This window comes from uncultured Spongiibacter sp. (assembly GCF_964011655.1).
Lineage (GTDB): Bacteria > Pseudomonadota > Gammaproteobacteria > Pseudomonadales > Spongiibacteraceae > Spongiibacter > Spongiibacter marinus.
Window position 1 is genome coordinate 16,131 of the sequence record NZ_CAXGPO010000014.1, and the last position, 20,432, is coordinate 36,562.

Consider the following 20,432-nt stretch of genomic DNA (forward strand, 5'->3'; position numbering starts at 1 on the left):
CCAACACAATAAAGGAACGCGCTCGTGAAAAAGTTTCTGCTGATTGCATTTGTCACCCTGATTACCGGTGGACTGTGGAGTTATCACAGCTACCCCGCTTTAGGACACCTCCTGTACACCGCCAGCATGGCAGGCGAGGCATCGATCTATGGCTTCAAAGAGCGCCGTGTCGATATCGGCGAATTGGAGATGAGCTTGTATCAAGGCGGCAACCCAGAGCAGCCCACATTGCTGATGCTGCATGGCTACAGCGCCGACAAAAATGTCTGGCTACGCTTTGCCAAACACTTCGTCGACGACTACCACATTATTATCCCGGATATGGCCGGTCACGGTGACACCGCATTTGTCAGTGGCGGCGACTACAGTATCACCGCGCAATCCCGGCGCCTCCAAGGCCTGTTGGATGCGCTGAACATCGACCAGGTGCATATCATCGGCAACTCCATGGGTGGTTTCATCAGCGCCGACTTTTCACTCAGCTACCCAGAGCGGGTATTAACGACCGGGCTCGTAGACCCAGCGGGAGTGAATTCGCCTGAGCCCAGCACAATGCAAAAATTACTCGCCGAAGGGCGCAACCCCTTCCTCGTTGAAAAACGCGATCAGTTCCGTGAGTTCTACGCGATGACGATGGCCAAGCCGCCGTGGATGCCCGGCGTCGTGCTGGATGCAATGGCTGAAGACTACCAGCAGCGTCGCACTGAACTCGCTGAAATCTTCAACGACTTTCACAGTACCGCTTTGCTAGAACCACGATTGGCCAATCTGCGCTCGCCTGCTTTATTACTGTGGGGCAGTGAAGACCAACTTATCCATGTGAGTAGTGTCGACACCTGGCGCGCGGCGATTCCTACGCTGGAAATCACCGTGTGGGAAGGCATCGGCCATATGCCCATGCTGGAAATTCCCGCAGAGAGTGCCGCGCGCTACCAACAGTTTTTGACCAAATACTCGGAGTCAGCCCAATGAAAAACCTAGCCGGCAAGGTTGTCGCGCTTACAGGTGCTGGCTCGGGAATAGGCCGGGCCCTCGCCCTGCAACTGGCGGAAAAGAGATGCCACTTGGCGCTGGCCGATATCGATGAAACCGGGCTTGAGGAAACGGTCCGCCTTATTCCCGCCAGCGACCTAAAAGTCACTCAGCAGGTGCTGGATGTCAGCGATAAAGCAGCGGTATTCAACTGGGCCGACACGGTGCAGCGCGATCACGGTCAAGTGAATATCGTCATCAACAATGCGGGCGTTGCATTGTCGGGCACCGTAGCGGGCTTAAGCCTGGAAGAATACGAGTGGATTATGGATATTAATTTCTGGGGAACGGTCTACGGCAGCAAGGCCTTCCTCCCCCTGCTGGAGCAGTCCGGAAGCGGGCATATCGTTAATATATCAAGCGTGTTTGGCTTAACCGCACAACCACTAATGAGCGGCTATAACGCCAGTAAGTACGCGGTGCGGGGCTTTACCGAGTCACTGCGGCAGGACCTGGAGCTGACGGATTCCAGCGTTAGCGCCACCTGCGTCCACCCCGGTGGGATTAAAACCAACATCGCAAAGCGCTCAAAGGTGAACGCCAGCGTGGCCGCGGCCACCGGCAACAGCGCCAATGACGCCGTAAATCAGTTTGAAAAGCTATTCTTCAATACGCCAGAGAGTGCCGCAAAGGTGATTATCAAAGGCGTGGAGAAAAATCGCCGCCGCGTACTGATCGGCCCGGACGCCCGGGTTTTTGACTTTTTAGCGCGCGCCTTCCCGGCGGGCTATCAACGCCTGTTCACCTTTGCGGTGAAATCACGCCGCCAAGCTCATTGATGACGGCGCGGAGGTTGGCAGTGCCCCTGCCAGCCTCCAAACAGCGCGCTGCCTCAGTTACCGAAGAGTTTATTAAAAGCCTTATCTAACGCCTTATCGACAACGTTATCAGTTTGTTTGTCGACTTCCTCTTCCGTTCTATCCTTTGCTCGTTCTTGCTGGCGTTCAGCCTTTTGTTGAAAGATGCTGCCAAAACTAAAGCCGGCACTGCCCTGCGCGTTCTGCTCATCACTTTCCACTTCAGCACCTGCTGAAATCGCTGCACCAAAGTTGCCTAAGTTAGGCATCTGCATCGGCTCAGCAGGCAACGCAAAACGCCGCTTATCGATTTTCTTGCCCGACAAAGCGACAACTTTCATGTCATTGCCGACACGAAGATACCCGTAGCCGCGCTTTCGCAACTGCTCGAACATCTCATCGGCTTGATCAGAATTTGATCCACTGGCTTTAATCATGCTGCGCATGAAGCCCATCATGGCATCGCGCATTTCCCTGGCGGCGGCATCCTTTGATAGCACCATTTCCACCTGATGCCGGCCCTCTTCATCAGTGTAATCGGCGATCCACACCTCACCTTTCACACCTGCCACCGTTTCTTTTCGGCCCGTATTTCGCAAGCTGTGAACGCCCGTCGCGCTCGGGCCTACATCGGGCATCATTCCCCCGAACATTTTCATCGCCGCGGAGGCGTCAATAACGGTCTCCTCACCCTCGGCACCACTGACAACATAGAGCGTGCCGTTTCTGTGTAACATGTAGCCGTCGCGGTCTGTCTGCATACGCAGGTACTCTTCACCGCGAAACTCCAGAGTGTTTCGCTCCCCATCTGATTCGATAGTTGCCGTACCGGCGGTCACATTCGCGCCCACCACAACGAATGACATAGCGAGACAATAGCGGAGGGTTTTATTGATTGGTGTGTTCATTGTTATCGTCCTTGAGAGTGCGTTCCATATCCTATGGCAGCGCAGGAAGACAGCGCTGGCTCACGATGTAGAATGTATCAGGAGAAGGAGCGATTCACTAGCGCCAACCTCCCCCTGCTGTGAACCTTAGTCAGACAGGTAGTATTCTACCGTCGACACAACCCGCAAACGCTTTATATGCGGATTGTTGCGATCGCGGTCGCTGATCGAGAACTGGCCTTGGCTCGCGCGTTTGATTTTGCCCAGAACGCTCTGTGAGTCTGCAGCAAACTTTAGTGCAACCTCTCTGGCTTTCGTCGTGGCTTCCTCGATCATCACCGGTTTGACTTCATTCAAGCGCGTAAACAGATACTCGGTCTGCGACTGGTAATCACCGCCCGTTAACACAATCCCCTGCTTACCTAGCTGCGAAACCTGGCCCATCAGCTGGCGAACGGCGTCCACCTTCGTGGAATATACCGTTACCGACTGGCTCGCGGTGTAGCGAAACTCCGCGCGTCCGCCGCCACCGTATTGTTGTGCCGATTTATCGATAATGACGGGTGCCGCTCGCGTGATCTCCTGCGCGGTAATGCCATTTTCAAGCAGAAAGCTGCTAACCGCTGCCGCATTCGCTTCAAGCTGATCATAGAGCGCGCCGAGCTGATTGCTGGCCAAGGTATATTGAATGGGCCAGATGACAATATCAGCTTTATACTCACGTTCAGACAAGCCTTTCACACGCACGCTGCGCTCATACTGTTTAAAGTCATGAACGGCACCGGCAAGCAACACCCCCAGCGAGGCCAGACCGACTATCAGGCTGACGCCCAGTATGGCGGCACTGCTTCGGGAAAAGAGATTCATCGTATTGTCCTCGTTAGGGGCGGCATAGTGATAGCTAACAGACCCTCATCGCGGGAATAAATTCCAGTCGTACTAGCGATGAAGCTCGCCTGCCCGCTCGGGCTGATAAATCACTTCTTCTATTCGCACCTGCAATACACCACCAGAGGGCTTTGGCCACTCGATAGTATCGCCCTGAGAAAGCCCCAGCAGAGCGCTTCCTACCGGCGCCAAAATCGAGATTTTATCACCCTGACGATCAGCATCCCTTGGGTATACTAAGGTCATACAGAACTCGCGGTCAGTCGAAACTTCTTTAAAGCGCACCGTCGAGTTCATACTCACTACGGAGGGCGGCATGTCGCTTGGCGAGACAATTTCTGCGCGCCCCAGCTCGACCTCCAACTCCTCGCAGCCCGGCGCATTGGCCGCCGCCGGCGAGTCCAGCAAAGCCTCAAGACGCTCCGCGTCCAAGGATGAAATAGTAATATTTGGCCTGATATCCATGATGTCTCTCTTTGTTACGTCCAGCCTTTCCACCTATGCGACATAGCGAACACCCTCGCGCGGTGAGCGTGTCTGTGGAGGAAATTGAAATGAGGTTAAAACAGCCAGCCGAGGGGATCCGGGTATGGCTCGCGTGCGTCCAGAGCTTTGAGCCCTTTGATACAGCGCACTACCAGCCATATTAGACAAAAAAATAAAATAAGCCAGCCCACCAGTACCAAGGACAATACGGTGCCCAGCGTGACGTAAAGCGCGCCAATCCAAAATGTGCGTATTTGAAATTGATAGTGACTTCGCAACCAGGGGGCGCAGTCATCTCGATTGATGTAGGCAATTACAACCGCAACGATGGCGGTGATACCAAATACCAGACTGACCAGATACAGCACATAGACGACCTTGGCCATATTTTCCGCCGACGATGAAGGCATCGCAGCTTGCGTCATATCATCCACTCCTTGTTGATAGATGCGCTTAACACAATCGCTATCTGCTGACCTTAGATCACGATCAAGGGCGTATCAACGCCCCAGTGTCAAAACCCGCTTGCTCAGCCTTGAGCAAAAAGGACTGCCAAACGTCTTCGCTAACCTCCGGCTCCCTCGCCAGCAACCACAAATAGTCGTGGTCTGGCCCAGAAACAAAGGCGTGCTGGTAGTTTTCGTCCAAGCCAAACACGACATAAGACGCATAAAAAGGACCAAAAAATGACACTTTCAAATGCGCAACCGACGTATCTCCAACGAAATAGGCGCGACCCTCTGCTTCTTTCCACTCGCCAGCCTCCGCGTCAAAGCCTCGGTTAATCACGCGTACCCCGCCGTCGTCTCGGCGTTCGTACTGCGCGGTAACGCTGCTTAAACCGCGCTCAAAGCGATGATCCAGCCGAGCAATTTCATGCCACTGCCCGAGATAGCGATCGAGTACAAAGTTATTCACCGGCGGCGCCCCGGCAGGATATGAGGTACAGCCGCACAGAAAACAGATCAGTAGACACAATGACACGCTACGCATGGCTGGCACTCCTCAATTATCCAGTGATCACCCAAACAAAAACGGGAGCCAAAGCTCCCGTCACAACGCCTAATCTGGGAACAGCTTACCAGTAAAAGCTAAAGAATAAATACAGCGCCAAGAATACCGACAGCCAACTTACCATGGTGCCCGTAGACAAGTTGCGCGACATCACTCCGCCCGGTCCGTGGCTCTGGGCCACTTTTTCTATAACGGCATGAACGGCCTTCATAGCCACAGCACGCACTGCCGAGTCGAGTCGCCACATCCACGCTAACAGTTTCTTCACGACGGCCGGCAACAGACGTCTGTATACCCAGTCGAAATCCAGGTTCGTTGAGCGAATCTCTTCCGGGTACCAGCCTTTGCGAATTAACACGCAAAACGCCAGCGCGGCAAACATCAGTAGCTGCAACTGCGTGATGATGTGGTAGCTGGTATAGGGCTTGTAATCCACCGGGAAAGGCAGAATTGCGTATAAGGGTTCGGGCCAAACACCAATAGCAATACACAGGAAGGCCGTTACCCCCATTGCCAGCAGCATGTTCCAGGGTGCTTCTTTCACGCGGTGCCCGGCGTCGTGATAAAAGAAGGAGAAGAACGGAACCTTTATGCCCGAGTGATCCAATACCCCGGCCGAGGCAAACAGCAGCACCGTCCAGACCAACCACTGGTGCTCGGCAGCTGCCGCGGTAAGAATCATTGACTTGGTAACAAAGCCAGAGAACAGCGGGAACGCTGAAATTGACATACCACCAATAATACAAAACAGCGTGGTCCACGGCATGGATTTATACAAACCGCCCAGCTCACTGGCCTTAACCGTACCAACTCTCAGCAGCACAGCCCCCATCGACATAAACAACAATGCCTTGTAAAGGATGTGCGCAAAGGCGTGGGCCGCGGCGCCATTCAACGCCAGCTCGGTGCCCAAACCGACGCCAACAACCATAAAGCCAAGCTGGTTATTCAGGCTGTAGGAGAGTACCCGCCGCAGATCGTTTTCAATTACCGCGAAGAAGATCGGGAACGCCGTCATCACCGCGCCAATGGTGATTAATATATCCTCGCCGGCAAAACCCCGCGCCAGAGCGTAAACCGCCAACTTGGTGGTGAACGCCGACAGTACCACTGTCCCCGTTGCGGTAGCCTCTGGATAGGCGTCTTGCAACCAATTGTGCAAAAGTGGAAACGCACATTTGATGCCGAAGGCCAGGAAAATAATCCAGCCACCGGGGCTGTCTAAGCCGAGGTGATCAAAGGCCAACGAGCCTGTCGCTTGATAGTGAACAATCGCGCCGGCCATTAATAACAAACCGGAAATCACCTGAATAACCAGGTAGCGCAGGCCCACGGTATACGCGCGTGCCGTGCGGTTTGCCCAGATCAACAGCACAGAGGAAATGGCTGTTAACTCCCAGTACAAGAACAAGGTCAGTAAGTCGCCCGCCAACACGGCGCCAATCGCGGCGCCGGCATATACCAGCGCTGCAGATTGCTGCATGCGATCTTTCACATGCCAGGCATACAGCCCCGCCAGTATCGCAGCAATATGAAAGATCACCGCCCATACGAAACTGAGGCCGTCCACGCGCAGCGTTGTCAGTGTTAGGCCGTATAAGGAAACAATCCCCTGCTCACCATTGGGCAACTGGCAAAGCATTAGCAAACCCAATGCCGGGGTTACCACCGCCAGGGGGCCCAGCAATTTTTTGGGAAGGCGAATCGCCAGCAGCCCTGCCAACATCATCAACAGGGCGGGATTCATCAGCCAATCATTCGCCATAATAATCCTCGCTACGTTTCAACACACGACGCAGCGCCTTTGCAGAGAAAACGATCGTGCAATACGCCAAAAATCCGAAGCCCGCGTAAAAGCCGAAAGATCCATCAAAGCCAAAATAAGGGTGCTTTTCGTAAAAAAATTCAGCGACGAGTAAAACGCCACAAATCAGATAGACCAGGTAGACCAACTTGTCGACATTGGCCGGCTGCTCCAGCCATGCTTTTTTATCCGATGTCTTCATGTCAGGCTAATTCCTTGCAGAAACTGCATAATGGGCCCTGCGGTAAAAAACAGCACAATACAACTGAGCGCCGTTACGCACAGCGCCAATAGTGATGGCCACGGCGCTTCCCCACCATGGTGATCGCTTTCACTAGCAGGAGCCGCGCGCAGAAAGGCCCGCGCCGGTAATTCCAAAAGGTAAACAATATTCAACAGCGAACTCAGCGCTAACACTGCCAATACAAATAACTGATCGCTATCAACAGCCCCCAACATCAGCGTCCATTTGCTCCAAGTGCCACCCGTGGGTGGCAAGCCAATAATCGACAAGGCCGCGATGGTGAACGCCGCAAAGGTGTAAGGCATTTTTCGACCTAAGCCGTCCAGCTCACTCACCAACGTTTTATGCGCGGCAACATAAATTGCCCCTGCACAGAAAAACAGGGTGATTTTGCCCGCCGCATGCATGGCAATGTGCAAAGCACTTCCCAACACGCCATTGGCGCTAGCAAGGAAGGCGCCCAGGGTAATATAACCAAGCTGACTGATGGTGGAATATGCCAATCGCGCCTTGATATTGTCCTGGCGCATGGCCACTAGCGACGCCAGCAGAATAGAGGCACATGCCAGATAGATCAGCCACTGCGTGACCGGTAGCGACTGCACCGCATCAATACCAAAGATAAATACCACGACCTTCAGCACGGTGAAGACCCCCGCCTTCACCACCGCCACAGCGTGAAGCAACGCTGAAACTGGCGTCGGCGCCACCATTGCACTCGGCAACCACCGGTGAAACGGCATCAATGCGGCCTTGCCGACACCAAAGCCAAATAACACTAACAACACCGACAGCAAAACAACGGATGTCCCTTCCTCGAAAACGCCTCCCGCTGTGAAGCTCAGTGTGCCGCTTTGCATCCACGTAATGATCATCGCCGGCAGGAAAAACGCGATGGACGTACTCAACAAGATGCCCAGATAGACACGGCCGCCGTGCTTCGCTTTATCCGTGCCTGCATGGGTAACAAGTGGGTAGGTGCAAAGCGACAGTACTTCGTAAAATACAAATAACGTAAACAGGTTTTCGGCAAGGGCGACACCCATCACCGCGGCGATCGCCACAGCAAAACAGGCATAGAATCGTGTTTGATTCTGTTCGTTATGACCGCGCATATAACCGATGGCGTACACCACTGTCACAAACCACAGCGAACTCGCGATTAGCGCAAACATCATCCCGAGGGGCTCAACATGGAAGGCGATCGTCAAGCCTGGCAAGAGCTCCCACCATTGCACGGCCAGCACGGTGCCCGCCTGCAACTGCTGAAAGAGGTTCACTGACAGCCAGGTCAACGCCGCGGCAGCAATGAGTGATACCGCTTCACGCAGGTTTTGCTTATTGCCAAACAATAAAATACCCGGCACGGCCAATACAGGCGTAAGAATCGTTAGACTGATCAACAGCTCTGTGGTCATTGTCATTTGCCCCACCCCAACAGTGCTTGGGCCGCATCAGCCGTCACAGATACGGGTAGCGCCGTATCGATACCGAAATAAATATTGGCGACCACCAGCAACCAGAGCGGCAGCAATACACTGACGGGAGCTTCTGAAACCTGACTCGATGCCGGCGGGTCGCGGAAGTACATCACCTCCACAACGCGCCAAATGTACATAACGGCAAGTAAAGAGCCGACCAGTATCAGTGCCGCAACCGGCCACATGCCCATTTCCAGTGTCGCGATAACCAAATACCACTTGCTAATAAACCCGACGGTCAGCGGCACGCCGATGAGGCTCAAACCACCGAGGACAAATGCCATTGCAGTCAGCGGCATACGCTGAGACAAGCCAGCCAAGTCATCCAGACGTGTGCTGCCCATACGCAGCGCCACGGCTGCCAGGCTCATAAACAACGCGCCTTTCATCAGTGCGTGGTTAAATAAATGCAACAGGGTTGCCTGCAAGCCCGCCGCACTGCCGAGCCCCAAACCGATAATCATGTAACCGATCTGAGCGACACTTGAATAGGCGATCGCGCGCTTAATGTCGATCTGCAGGATTGCCACCAGCGACGCGCTGAACACCGCAATCAAGCCCAGGGCAATAAATAGCTGATGAAGGGGTATATCCATGGCGCCGAAGTCAGCACCAAATACCGTAAAGCTAAAGCGAATTAGCAAGTACACCGCAACTTTCGTCGCTGTCGCCGCGAGAAATGCGGTAACGGCCGACGGGGCATAGGCATACGCATTGGGCAACCACAGGTGCAGCGGAAACAGCGCCAACTTCAAACACACGCCAACAATCACAAAGGCATAGGCAGCGAAAACCGTGCGAGTGTCTGCAACAACAGGCAGGCGCTGGGCGAGGTCCTGCATATTGAGGGTGCCGGTCATCATGTACATGAGGCCAATACCAATCAGGATAAAGGTGGCGCCGATGGTGCCAACAATCAGGTATTGGTAACTGGCCCACAGCGCTTTGCGGTCACGGCCTAAGGAGATTAGCGTGTAGGTCGACAGCGACGACACTTCCAGGAAGACGAAAACATTGAATGCATCGCCTGTTGCGAGAATGCCGAGTAAGCCGGCGAGGCATAACAACCACGACACGTAGAAAAGTGTCTGTTTATTCGGCTCGACCTCTGCCGCCACGCTCTGACGGGTTCCCGCCAACACTACCGTGCTTAACGACGAGACGATCAGCAGTAAAAAGGCATTGAGCAGGTCTATGCGGTATTCGATCCCCCAGGGCGCTTCCCAGCCGCCGAGAAAATAGCTAATAGGCCCCTCTAACCAAACCTGTTGCAGCAACAGCATGCTAATGAGCATGGCGGCAGCACTGGTAGCAAAGCTAAACCCCCACGCCAGCGCCGGGCGACCAAGAATTAAGCACGACGGCGCCGCAAGAAGCGGTAAAATAACCTGCAGTATGGGAAGGTGACTCAACACTGATTCTGTTCCTGAATATCTTTTTCTTCCGCACTGCCGTATGCCTCGCGCAGGCGAATAATCAGCGCCAGCCCTAGTGCAGTGGTCGCAATGCCCACAACAATCGCAGTCAGAATTAATACGTGGGGCAGCGGGTTGGAGTAGACCGAAATCGCGTCATCCAAAATGGGAGCACTGCCGCCCGATACCTTGCCCGCGCTGATATACAAAATGAACACCGAGGTCTGGAAGATGTTCAAACCCACCAGCTTTTTGACCAGATTGCCCTGGGCGATCACGATATAAAAACCAATCATCATCAACACCATCACAACCCAGTAGTTGTAATGGGTAAGCAGCATGTCAGTCATCTTGATGCCCCCTGTCGACCAAGCGCCCGGCAAAGGAGAAGTAAATCAGCACCATTACCGCCGCAACGGTAATGCCAACGCCCAGTTCGATAACGATGATGCCGTAGTGTTGGCCGTGGAGTGGATCCTTGGCCAGCACATCGTAGTCAAGAAAGTTGCCACCGTTAACCATGGAGACAACACCGACGGCGCCATACAACAGCACACCGACCGCCGCCATCACCCTTACCCAGGCTTGATCAATCACCTGGCGAGCGGAATCCAGCCCGAACAACATGGTGTAAACAATTATCGCCGCGGCAAAGATCACCCCTGCCTGAAAGCCGCCACCGGGACCATAGTCGCCGTGGAACTGGACATACAGAGCGAAAAGCAGAATAGGCGCGATCAGCACCTTGCTGACGATACGCAGAATTTTATGTTGACTGGCCTTCAGTAAGTGACTGGAAAGCGGTTTGGTCGCCCTGTCGCCAACCATCAGCAATGACAGCACACCGACGCCGGCGGTAAAAATCACCGTGACCTCACCAAACGTATCGAAGCCGCGATAGGTCGCCAGCACCGACGTCACAATGTTGGGAATACCGACTTCTTGTCCCGATTGCTCGATGTAGCGCGGCGCAACATGCTGCTGTGCCGGCGCATCCGGCGCACCAAACGCGGGCATATCCATGGTAGCCACTAACAACAATGCACCAGTGATGCTCACCAACACCAGGGCAGACAGCGACCAGCGATGGGGAAGCTTTTCGTAACGTCCGACAATCGCCATGGTTGTAAACATAAGCAGCGGCGAAATTCCGGCACCCACGGCCGCCTCAGTAAACGCCACATCCACGGCATCCATTGTCACAAAGAAATTGGCGGACAGCAGTCCGTAGATCGACGACAACATCACCACAGACAGCAGGTCGCGATTCACCGCTATACCAATCGCGGTGGCAATCAGCATACTCAGCAAACTGATATCGATAAAAAGTTCTATGGCGAAATCCTCCGGGCCTCTATCACATTCACCGCTGCAGCGACTTTCCGGTTAACGGCTTTACGCCTGCCTTCCACGCCGCCTTGCCCAAAGCATGACTGGATGTTGGGCCGGTAATCAGCAAAAACGCCAGTATCATCATCAATTTGAGAAGTACCAGGCTAAAGCCAGCGAGCAACATCAGCGCCAGCAGTATCAGGCATGCACCGAGGGTGTCAGTAATCCCAGCTGCATGCATACGGCTGTACACATCGGGAAAACGTAACACGCCAATACCGCCAGATAATAATAAGAAGCTGCCAGCGGCGAGCAGGACGGCGCTCAATAACTCATAGGTTTCCATCACGCGTCCTCCTCTTGGCTACTGCGATTTTCATCTTCCAGGTACTCAATAAGCCTGAGCATACCGATCACGCCAATAAAGTTAATCAGCGCGTATACCATCGCAATATCTAAAAATTCTGGCCGACCAAATAGAAAGCCAATCACCGCTATCAATAGGACGGTTTTGGTTCCGAACATATTCGCTGCAAGAATGCGATCAAATACGGTGGGGCCTACAAACGCTCGGGACAGCGCCAAGGCCATAACCAGTAGCAACGTCACTGTGGTAACTGTCAGCATCACTCTTCCAACCCGCAAACTCGTCGGCTCATCTCACCGCTTTTCAGCTCAGCCATGCCGTCACTACTGAGGGAGTGCACCAAAATATAATCGTCTTCAACCACCACAGAGAGCGTACCCGGCGTCAAATTAATGGAGTTCGCGTAAATCACCCGGCCGATATCCGTCTTCTGAGGGGCCGGTACTCGCTCGAATTGCGGGCTGATTGACGACGGTCCCCGCCAGGCACGTATCACCACGTCGATATTGCTGGCGACGATTTTTTTGAACAACCAGAAGTAGTAAGCAGGAAGTTTTGTGGTGAGATGCAGCGGCTGTGACTCGTGATCGACAACATCCATACGATGAGTGATCCACAGCACGAGGGCGATGGACACAACCCCAAAGCTCAGTAACAGCGCATCATAATGGCCGGAATTCCCCAGCCAAATAGCGGCCAACACCAGAGTTACACTGGCAGTATGTCGCATAAGTCTCCTAACAGCACAGCGAGTCGTTGCCTTGCGAAAACCTGAGGTGCATCGCCCCACGAACTCCGACAACGGATTGTTATTTTATTGACCTAGATCATACCAAAAGCGCGAAAAATCGTTGTTTTTGGTCGCCAGGGCCCTTGGATTGTAAAAAAGGTTCTCTCACAGAGTCCAGAAAAATCGGTTCTAATTGCCCACCGCCCACTCAAGCCTCGGTCGCCGTCAGGTTTTTCGACGCCGTTTTCACTTCCTCGCGCCGCTGCTGTGCCCTCACTGAAGGCTGCCCCTGCAGCGCATAGTGGTTTAATCCCGGCATATGAACCTGGCGAATGTAGTGCTGCCAATCAATCACTCCGGCATCCACGGGAAACAACTCCTGATCGACAGCGCCCATCGACTTCGATAAAGAGAGCAACTTGTCGCCGTGAAAGCAGTAATTGGGCTGAGCATAGAAAGAGAATATTTTGGAGAGCTCGACGGCAGTGTCGATATTTCGCCGCGCCCTGAGCTTGCCGCGCCGCCCGAGGCGACGCAGTATCGCGCCAACGATCGTCAGCGCCACCTGAACGCACATTGCGACGCTACTGAACACGCGCTTATCGACTGCCGTAAATCGCCGGCGGGGCGGCGCGTTAAACAGCTTGTCGTAGTCACCGTGATGACTGCTGGCCTCTGCCACCAAGTGGTCAATAAAGTCTCCCAGCATTAGTGGGTTACGGCCACCGCTACAACATTGATAGATGCGATGCTGGCCCGGTTCGAGCAGCTGCTCGGCTGTCGAGAGCAATACCGCATTGGCCACGAGATCGGCCGGGATAATATCGATCACACCGGCCCGCTTACCGGGAAAGAACGCAACCTTGCCGCGCGCATATGCCATCAACACCGCGTCGGCGACCTTGACCCCCTCAATCCACCCTGGGCTTGGCTCGCGCAGTGTGCTCTCGATGATCGACGGACGAACAACCGTCAGCGAATAGCCTCGCATCACCTTGTACAAATATTGTTCACCCAGCCACTTGGTGAAGGTGTAGGTATCGTTCCAGCCCGCAGCTTGCGCTTCCTTCGCGCCATGCTCTATGAGCTTGGCCTTTAGCGCCCGCCCCTCGTATTGCCGGCGCAACGCCTCAACAAGGCGTTGCAAGCGCTCGATCAAGGCCGAGGTTTCGTAGAATCTACCCGGCCCCTCAGGTAACGCCAGCCCAACAGGCCCCTCGGAGGTCTCGTGGATATCACCCGCTCGGTAGCCGTTTACATAACAAGTGGACACGTGAATAAGAGGTATATTCCCCCCCAACTCACAGAGTTTGGCGACGTTTTCCAGGGAGAACGTATTGATTTCCAGCGCTCGATCCAACTCTTCACGAAAATTTACACTCGCTGCGGAATTGATCACCACATCGAGCTTGTCGGCCAGCGCCGCAAAGTCTGCACGCGTCAGACCAAACCGCGGTGCAGTAATTTCCCCCGTCACACAGTGAACGCGACTTGCAATCAGCGCCTCAAAGCCTTCTTGCCCCAGTTCATGTCGCAAGGTGCCAAAAATGGAGGAGCGGATCACTTCTTCCCGAAAGCGATCAGTGGCATCACGAAAATGGCGATTGCCCCGCATCAGCAAGTAAATACCGCCCACACCCGGCGTCGTGCGCAGAATCTTCTCCAACAACACCTTGCCCAGGAACCCCGTCGTACCGGTAATCAGCACCTGCTTACCCGTCAGGGCCGCTATCGTCGACGACTTATCTCGATTCAGATCCCGCATCCTCATTGCCCCCTATCGCGAATTTCACCGCCACATTGATCGGCCTATAACGCTAGCAAGCGCAGTTGACGACCACATGACACCTCGCCGGCATTCCCTCAGCCGCTTTGCAGGTAATTCACCTGCAGGAAACACGCCAGTTATCGTATCTCTCAACGAACCCTGTAGAAGAGGCATCGGTTTTTTCGATCGGATTCAACAACAAACACGACCCATACTGAATCGCTCCGGCCTTACACTGATCCTGAACACTGAGATACGGAGAGAACGATGGGTTTACTCATAGACGGGAAGTGGCACGACCGCTGGTACGATACGGATAACAATCAAGGGGAATTCAAGCGCGAACAATCACAGTTTCGCGGCCAAATTGGTAGCGATGAATTCCCGGCAGAAGCCGACCGCTATCACCTGTATGTATCGCTAGCCTGCCCGTGGGCACACCGAGCGCTGATTTTTCGCCGCTTAAAAAAGCTTGAATCGCTGATCTCTGTTTCCGTGGTAAGCCCAATCATGCTTGAACACGGCTGGACCTTTGATGTTGACCAGGGCAGCAGCGGCGATCCGCTGCACAACGCAAAGTACTTGCACGAACTGTATACCCGAAACCAACACGACTACAGCGGACGCGTTACCGTGCCGGTGTTATGGGATAAAAAACAACAGCGCATCGTAAATAACGAGTCCGCCGATATTATTCGGCAATTCAATGGCGCCTTTGCAGACCTCGCTGAAAAAACGCCGGACTACTACCCTGAATCGCTGCAAGCCGATATAGATGCCATCAACGACGAGATCTACAACAAGGTAAATAATGGCGTGTATCGCTGTGGCTTTGCGACCACGCAACAGGCCTATGAAGACGCCTACGACGCGCTTTTTTCAGCCCTGGACACGATTGAAAACCAGCTCGGCACGCAGCGTTTTCTGTGCGGCGATACCATCAGCGAAGCAGACTGGCGGCTTTTCACCACCCTTATTCGCTTTGATGCCGTTTATCATGGGCATTTCAAGTGCAACCGTCAGCGCCTTGAGGACTACCCTCACCTGTCAAACTACCTTCGCCACCTATACCAATGGCCTGGCGTGGCCGATACAGTGGATTTTTCTCATATCAAACGGCACTATTACGTCAGCCACCCGATGATCAATCCCACGCAGGTCGTACCTGTCGGCCCAGACATCGACTACAGTCGCCCACACAATCGCAACGAATAGCGCTTTACCGAAAATGCTGGAAATTTCTAACGCCGTCCGCTTACCTGATAACGAAATTGAACTGAGTGCGATTCGCGCTCAGGGTGCGGGCGGCCAAAATGTCAACAAGGTGTCTTCGGCCATACACCTCCGCTTTGATATTCGCGCGTCGTCACTGCCTGAGTTTTATAAAACAGAACTTCTGGCCCTGAAAGATCAGCGCATCAGCAAAGACGGTATTGTGGTGATTAAAGCTCAGCAATTTCGCACTCAGGAGCAAAATCGAGAAGATGCCCTGCAACGCCTTCAGGCACTGATCCGCAGCGTCGCCGTCACCCGCAAAGCACGTCGCCCCACCAAGCCCAGCAAAAGCGCCAAAGCAAAAAGGATGGACAGCAAAACCAAACGGGGAAACATCAAAGCCCTTCGCAAGAAAGTGTTTGATTAGTCCCTCTCCCACGCGCCCCTCGGATATACCGTATACCGCCCTCGACCGAAGCACCTGACACTATCATTAATAGCGTCAGTACGGCCCAAGGCGATAGCGAAATCCAAGGAGAGCACGATGCGTTTGGCAGAAGATATTAAAAATTACATGGAAACGCTGGTGGAAGAAGAGATTGCCCTGCGTGGACTGGCCGAAAAACATGACAACGACTATCTGCAAGACCTTTTTTGTCTGACGCTAAACGCACTGCCGCCAAAGTATGTTCGTTATGCTATCGATATACTTATGTACATGAGCAACGAAGAGCGTGCAGCCCTGCAAAAACAGGTTACCCGAGCATTGAATGATGCAACGATTGTGATGGGAAGCAACCGTCGAAAAGAGTCCCGGTCGGAATAATATCAGGCAACACTAATGCCCCTTCACCACCGCCAGCTCCTTGCTGGCTTTAGAGGCGTGGTAAAGCTCAGAGAGCCTAGGCGCAATTTTCTTCAGCGGTAGCAATTCCTGTACAGCACCCAATTGATATGCCGCGCCCGGCATCCCCCATACCACCGAACTGGCTTCGTCCTGAGCAAGCGTCAGGGCGCCCGCCTCACGCATCGCCAGCATGCCAGCGGCGCCATCTTTTCCCATGCCGGTGAGCAATACACACATTGCATTTTTGCCCATCTCACGGGCCACTGACTCAAACAACACATCGGCAGAGGGCCGATGACGATTGACCGGCTCAGTCTCATCAACCACGCAATAATAGCGCGCACCGTCGCGTCGCAACCGTAAGTGCTTGCCCCCTGGCGCAATATATACGTGACCATGCAGCACCCGCATACCGTCTTCCGCTTCACATACCGTCATCTCGCTGCAGCCATCCATACGTTTGGCGAAAGCCGAGCTAAACATACCGGGTATATGCTGAACGATGACCGTGCCAGGTGTGTCGGCAGGTAGCCCTTGCAGGACCTCGCGAATCGCCTCGGTTCCCCCCGTGGAAGCGCCAATCGCCAAAATCTTATCGGTAGTACCAAAGTTCAAGGCCGTTTTCTTCGCCTTTTTACTCGCTACCTTTTTGTGCTCCACCTCGCTCGCTAAGCGGCTCACATTGGCGACACTCGCCGCCTTAACCTTCTCAATTAAGTCGTCGGCATAGGCCTTGATCCCCTCTGCAACATCGACCTCGGGCTTCGCGACAAAATCCACCGCGCCAAGCTCCAAGGCCTCAAGAGTAACTGCCGCACCTGCCTGAGTTAAGGATGAAACCATCACCACAGGCATCGGCCGCAGGCGCATAATATTGCGCAAAAACTGTAAGCCATCCATGCGCGGCATTTCTACATCGAGGGTGATCACATCTGGGGATAGCCGCTTAATTTTTTCTCTGGCGATAAACGGGTCTGAGGCCACGCCGACCACCTCAATACCCGGGTCTGCAGACAGAATTTCCGTCAGTAAATGCCGAATCAACGCTGAATCATCAACCACCAATACCTTAATACGCTGCTCCGGCATAAACACCTCTAACCAATGAACGCCTTATCCCCTTCCCTGAGTGACTCTCAATACACTCAGAATTCCTCCCACTCGTCGCCGCCGGATACGCGCTTACCACTTACGCCGTGATAGTTTGCATTGCTTCCCGCTGCTTCGGGCTTCGCTCTGGAGGGGCTACGCAGCGGTGCCACCGTCTTGCTTGCAGGCGCTACGCCATGGCCCATGGGCGCCTCGGCCTGGTCACCAATTTTGAAGTAGTTCATCCGATCACTGAGGCCAGAAGAGAGGGTATCCATTGACTGACTCGCCGCCGCAGCCTGCTCTACCAGTGCCGCATTCTCCTGGGTCACTTTATCCATCTCTGATACCGCTTTATTCACTTGCTCAATGCCAGCTGCCTGCTCCTGACTGGCCAGCGCGATTTCAGAAATAATGTCCGATACTTTTTTCACGCTTTGAACAATTTCTTCAAGCGTTGAGCCAGACTCGTCGATCAATCTTGAGCCTTCCTCGACCTTCTCGACGCTGTCTTTAATCAGGGTTTTAATCTCTTTGGCGGCCTCCGCACTGCGTTGCGCCAAATTACGTACCTCTGATGCCACCACAGCGAAACCACGCCCCTGCTCTCCGGCACGTGCGGCCTCAACGGCGGCATTAAGCGCAAGCAAGTTAGTCTGAAAGGCTATCTCATCGATCACCCCGATAATGTCGGAAATACGTTTCGAAGAAGAATTAATCTCGCGCATTGCATCGACCGCGCGGCCAACCACATCGCCGCCTTTCTCGGCTTGGCCCCGTGCGCCGGAAGCCAGGTTATTTGCCTGTGAGGCATTCTCAGCGTTCTGCTTAACCGTCGCAGTAAATTGCTCAACGCTGGATGCCGTTTCTTCCAGCGACGCGGCCTGAGCCTCCGTGCGGTTCGATAAGTCGAGGTTCCCTTGCGCGATCTCAGACGCGGAGCTGCGAATACCCATCGCGGCCTCTCGAATCTGCACCACCATGTCCTTCAGGTTACCCACAGAGGTGTTGACCGCATCCTGCATCGACGCGAACTGGCCTTGATACTGGCCGGCCATCACTTCCATCAAATCACCTTCGGCAAGCGCCTCCATAACCCGAGAGCTTTCTCTAAGCGGCTCAGCAATGGTGTCCATAAGGCTGTTCAAACCCGCACCGAGACGCTGCAGGAATCCGGTCGTCCCCTCCAGATCGATCCGTGCTTCAAGCTGGCCAGCAATGGCGCTATCTACCAGCTCTTTAATTTGCTGTTCGGCATTATTCTGATCATCGACAATGGCATCCATTAGCCCGTTAACAGACTTCCCGAGCCGCTGCATAAAGCCAGAATAATTCTCCGCGTCCAAGCGTTGATCAAGTTGCCCCTCCGCCGCCGCGGAAATCAGGCTGGCAATCTGCCGCTCGGCGTCCTTCTGCTCCGTAATATCCTTCCACTCGACCATATTCCCCATATAGTCGCCGTTTGCATCCAAAATTGCCGTGGCGTTCACTTCAAACTCCAGGTCAGCAATTTTAATTTCTGCCTTCGCCGGCAGCGCGGCCACATTGGCAAGCAAGCCGCGCTGATGCGCGGGTTTTTTGTGAAATTGGTCAATGGACTGGCCGACAAGATTATCTGCAGAGAAGCCCGGGAAATGCTCGCGCAATATTGCTTCGCGGTTTTTCAGCATTTCAACAACCGCCGGATTCGCATAGGTAATATTCAGATCAGCGTCGCACATCATAAAGTTAGCATCAGCGCCGTTCACCGCAGACTGTAACGCCGCCACCTGCGTTTCGCGTGCGCGCTGCTCGGTAACATCGAGCCACTCCAAGGTGTTGCCAATGTAGTTACCCTTGGCGTCAATTTGGGCCGTCACATTAATATTGAAAGTCAGGTGCCCTACGTGAATATCGGCCGAATGCGGCAGGTTGGCTGGGTCGGCGAGCATTTTACGCTGATGAGCGGGATTCTTGTGGAAGATATCAATGCAAGTGCCAACGATATTGTCGACATCAAAGCCTGGGTATATCGCCGCCAAAGCCTCTCGGTGACTACCCAATAGGGTCTGCGTAGATTCGTTGACATAGGTGACGTTAAAATCACGGTCAATCATCATAATCGCTGTCATCGCCGAGCCAACAGCTGTCTGCAGACGTGCAACCTCCGTCTCCTTAGCTCGAACGTCTGTCACGTCGAGCCACTCTAAGGTATTACCAATGTAATTACCTTTGCCATCTATCTGCGCCGTTACGTTGATATTGAAGGTGAGGTCGCCCACATGGATATCGGCCGAGTGCGGCAGGTTGGCGGGGTCTGCCAGTAAGCGCCGCTGGTGTTGGGGGTCCTTGTGAAAAATATCGATGCAAGTGCCGACGATATTTTGCACGTCAAAGCCCGGATATACCGATGCCAACGCAGCGCCGTGCTTCTGCAGTAATGCTTCAGTTGCCGTATTCACATAGGTTACCGTCAAATCACGATCGACCATCATGATAGCGGTCATGGCACTATCTACCGCTGTTTGTAGCCGCGCAACCTTATCCTCATGAGCGCGTTGAGCAGTGACATCTAACCACTCAAGCGTATTACCAATATAATTACCGCTATCGTCAATTTGAGCAGTCACGTTGATATTGAAAATAAGTTCGCCAACATGAATATCGGCCGAATGTGGCAGGTTGGCTGGGTTAGCGAGCAAGGTGCGCTGATGGGCGGGATCCTTGTGGAAAATATCGATGCAGGTACCCACAATATTATTGGCATCAAAGCCTGGGTAGGTGGCCGCCAACGCATCTGCGTGCTTAGCAAGTAACTTTTGTGTGGATTCATTCACATAGGTGACCACGAGGTCGCGGTCGACCATCATGATGGCGGTCATGGCCCCACCGACGGCCGTTCGCCAACGCGCCAGCTCTTGAACTTGTTGTTGGTCGGCTTTGCTGCGACGGGGGGTTTTCGCAGTACCGGTAGTACGGCGGGCTGTTGCGGATTTTGTATTCTGCGCTGCCATGTGACTTCTCCTGAACCTATCTATGCTGCCCTATCTCAACCCT

At 53.8% G+C, this 20,432-nt stretch carries 22 protein-coding genes; 5 read left to right on the forward strand and 17 right to left on the reverse strand.

The genetic code is table 11. The features are described from left to right. Window positions 1-24 precede the first annotated feature (24 nt). Window positions 25-972 (forward strand): alpha/beta hydrolase, encoded by a 948-nt coding sequence (locus tag ABNS66_RS08625; protein WP_286839905.1) that lies wholly within the window; start codon window positions 25-27, stop codon window positions 970-972. Continuing rightward, window positions 969-1,811, forward strand: coding sequence for an SDR family NAD(P)-dependent oxidoreductase (locus tag ABNS66_RS08630; protein ID WP_286839903.1), 843 nt, complete (start codon window positions 969-971; stop codon window positions 1,809-1,811). Before ABNS66_RS08625 ends, ABNS66_RS08630 begins: the two co-directional genes overlap by 4 nt. Window positions 1,812-1,864: 53 nt before the next feature. Here the strand turns inward: ABNS66_RS08630 and ABNS66_RS08635 are convergent, their stop codons facing one another. The 15 genes from ABNS66_RS08635 to ABNS66_RS08705 all read right to left on the reverse strand — a co-directional run bounded on the left by ABNS66_RS08635 (window position 1,865) and on the right by ABNS66_RS08705 (window position 14,242). Continuing rightward, window positions 1,865-2,737 (reverse strand): hypothetical protein, encoded by an 873-nt coding sequence (locus tag ABNS66_RS08635; RefSeq protein WP_286839901.1) that lies wholly within the window; start codon window positions 2,735-2,737, stop codon window positions 1,865-1,867. Window positions 2,738-2,863: 126 nt separating this feature from the next. Next, a complete protein-coding gene (locus ABNS66_RS08640) occupies window positions 2,864-3,583 on the reverse strand; it encodes an SIMPL domain-containing protein (RefSeq protein ID WP_286839898.1) in 720 nt (239 codons plus the stop codon). A gap of 72 nt (window positions 3,584-3,655) precedes the next feature. Next, window positions 3,656-4,069, reverse strand: coding sequence for a nucleoside diphosphate kinase regulator (gene rnk / locus ABNS66_RS08645; RefSeq protein WP_286839896.1), 414 nt, complete (start codon window positions 4,067-4,069; stop codon window positions 3,656-3,658). A gap of 95 nt (window positions 4,070-4,164) precedes the next feature. Then, the gene (locus ABNS66_RS08650) at window positions 4,165-4,515 is read right to left on the reverse strand and encodes a membrane protein (RefSeq protein ID WP_027874730.1); all 351 of its coding nucleotides are present in this window, start codon (window positions 4,513-4,515) and stop codon (window positions 4,165-4,167) included. A 64-nt stretch (window positions 4,516-4,579) separates the two neighbouring features. Then, window positions 4,580-5,083: a lipocalin family protein gene (locus ABNS66_RS08655; protein WP_286839893.1), complete on the reverse strand. Its 504-nt coding sequence runs from the start codon at window positions 5,081-5,083 to the stop codon at window positions 4,580-4,582. An 85-nt stretch (window positions 5,084-5,168) separates the two neighbouring features. Further along, window positions 5,169-6,869, reverse strand: a complete 1,701-nt coding sequence (locus ABNS66_RS08660) for a Na(+)/H(+) antiporter subunit D (RefSeq protein WP_286839891.1) — start codon at window positions 6,867-6,869, stop codon at window positions 5,169-5,171. Beyond that, on the reverse strand, window positions 6,859-7,110 hold the full coding sequence (locus tag ABNS66_RS08665; RefSeq protein WP_027874727.1) for a hypothetical protein: 252 nt from the start codon (window positions 7,108-7,110) through the stop codon (window positions 6,859-6,861). The genes ABNS66_RS08660 and ABNS66_RS08665 overlap by 11 nt, the downstream gene beginning before the upstream one ends. Further along, the gene (locus ABNS66_RS08670) at window positions 7,107-8,576 is read right to left on the reverse strand and encodes a proton-conducting transporter membrane subunit (RefSeq protein WP_286839887.1); all 1,470 of its coding nucleotides are present in this window, start codon (window positions 8,574-8,576) and stop codon (window positions 7,107-7,109) included. Before ABNS66_RS08670 ends, ABNS66_RS08665 begins: the two co-directional genes overlap by 4 nt. Continuing rightward, entirely contained in the window at window positions 8,573-10,048 is a 1,476-nt protein-coding gene (locus ABNS66_RS08675; protein ID WP_286839885.1) for a monovalent cation/H+ antiporter subunit D family protein, read from the reverse strand. Before ABNS66_RS08675 ends, ABNS66_RS08670 begins: the two co-directional genes overlap by 4 nt. Further along, window positions 10,042-10,398, reverse strand: coding sequence for a cation:proton antiporter subunit C (locus ABNS66_RS08680; protein WP_036256799.1), 357 nt, complete (start codon window positions 10,396-10,398; stop codon window positions 10,042-10,044). The genes ABNS66_RS08675 and ABNS66_RS08680 overlap by 7 nt, the downstream gene beginning before the upstream one ends. Beyond that, complete coding sequence (locus ABNS66_RS08685) at window positions 10,391-11,383, reverse strand: Na(+)/H(+) antiporter subunit B (RefSeq protein ID WP_204995366.1); 993 nt, start codon at window positions 11,381-11,383, stop codon at window positions 10,391-10,393. The genes ABNS66_RS08680 and ABNS66_RS08685 overlap by 8 nt, the downstream gene beginning before the upstream one ends. Before the next feature lie 28 nt (window positions 11,384-11,411). After that, entirely contained in the window at window positions 11,412-11,726 is a 315-nt protein-coding gene (gene mnhG / locus ABNS66_RS08690) for a monovalent cation/H(+) antiporter subunit G (RefSeq protein ID WP_204995365.1), read from the reverse strand. Beyond that, window positions 11,726-12,007, reverse strand: coding sequence for a monovalent cation/H+ antiporter complex subunit F (locus tag ABNS66_RS08695; protein WP_286839883.1), 282 nt, complete (start codon window positions 12,005-12,007; stop codon window positions 11,726-11,728). The genes mnhG and ABNS66_RS08695 overlap by 1 nt, the downstream gene beginning before the upstream one ends. Continuing rightward, window positions 12,007-12,477 carry a Na+/H+ antiporter subunit E gene (locus ABNS66_RS08700; protein ID WP_204995328.1) on the reverse strand — a complete coding sequence of 157 codons (471 nt, stop codon included), beginning with the start codon at window positions 12,475-12,477 and terminating at the stop codon, window positions 12,007-12,009. Before ABNS66_RS08700 ends, ABNS66_RS08695 begins: the two co-directional genes overlap by 1 nt. Window positions 12,478-12,685: 208 nt before the next feature. Further along, window positions 12,686-14,242, reverse strand: a complete 1,557-nt coding sequence (locus ABNS66_RS08705) for a fatty acyl-CoA reductase (RefSeq protein WP_286839880.1) — start codon at window positions 14,240-14,242, stop codon at window positions 12,686-12,688. A 270-nt stretch (window positions 14,243-14,512) separates the two neighbouring features. Here ABNS66_RS08705 and ABNS66_RS08710 point away from each other — a divergent pair, with 270 nt between their 5' ends. From ABNS66_RS08710 to ABNS66_RS08720, 3 genes are all read left to right on the forward strand, one after another. Beyond that, the gene (locus ABNS66_RS08710; protein ID WP_286839877.1) at window positions 14,513-15,460 is read left to right on the forward strand and encodes a glutathione S-transferase family protein; all 948 of its coding nucleotides are present in this window, start codon (window positions 14,513-14,515) and stop codon (window positions 15,458-15,460) included. A 13-nt stretch (window positions 15,461-15,473) separates the two neighbouring features. After that, on the forward strand, window positions 15,474-15,887 hold the full coding sequence (gene arfB, locus ABNS66_RS08715) for an alternative ribosome rescue aminoacyl-tRNA hydrolase ArfB (protein ID WP_027874717.1): 414 nt from the start codon (window positions 15,474-15,476) through the stop codon (window positions 15,885-15,887). Between the two features lie 117 nt (window positions 15,888-16,004). After that, window positions 16,005-16,286, forward strand: a complete 282-nt coding sequence (locus ABNS66_RS08720) for a late competence development ComFB family protein (protein WP_204995324.1) — start codon at window positions 16,005-16,007, stop codon at window positions 16,284-16,286. 12 nt (window positions 16,287-16,298) lie between these two features. Here ABNS66_RS08720 and ABNS66_RS08725 read toward each other — a convergent pair whose 3' ends face one another. Next, the gene (locus ABNS66_RS08725; RefSeq protein WP_286839874.1) at window positions 16,299-17,396 is read right to left on the reverse strand and encodes a chemotaxis response regulator protein-glutamate methylesterase; all 1,098 of its coding nucleotides are present in this window, start codon (window positions 17,394-17,396) and stop codon (window positions 16,299-16,301) included. A gap of 56 nt (window positions 17,397-17,452) precedes the next feature. Beyond that, window positions 17,453-20,389, reverse strand: coding sequence for a methyl-accepting chemotaxis protein (locus ABNS66_RS08730; RefSeq protein WP_286839871.1), 2,937 nt, complete (start codon window positions 20,387-20,389; stop codon window positions 17,453-17,455). Between the last annotated feature and the right edge of the window lie 43 nt (window positions 20,390-20,432).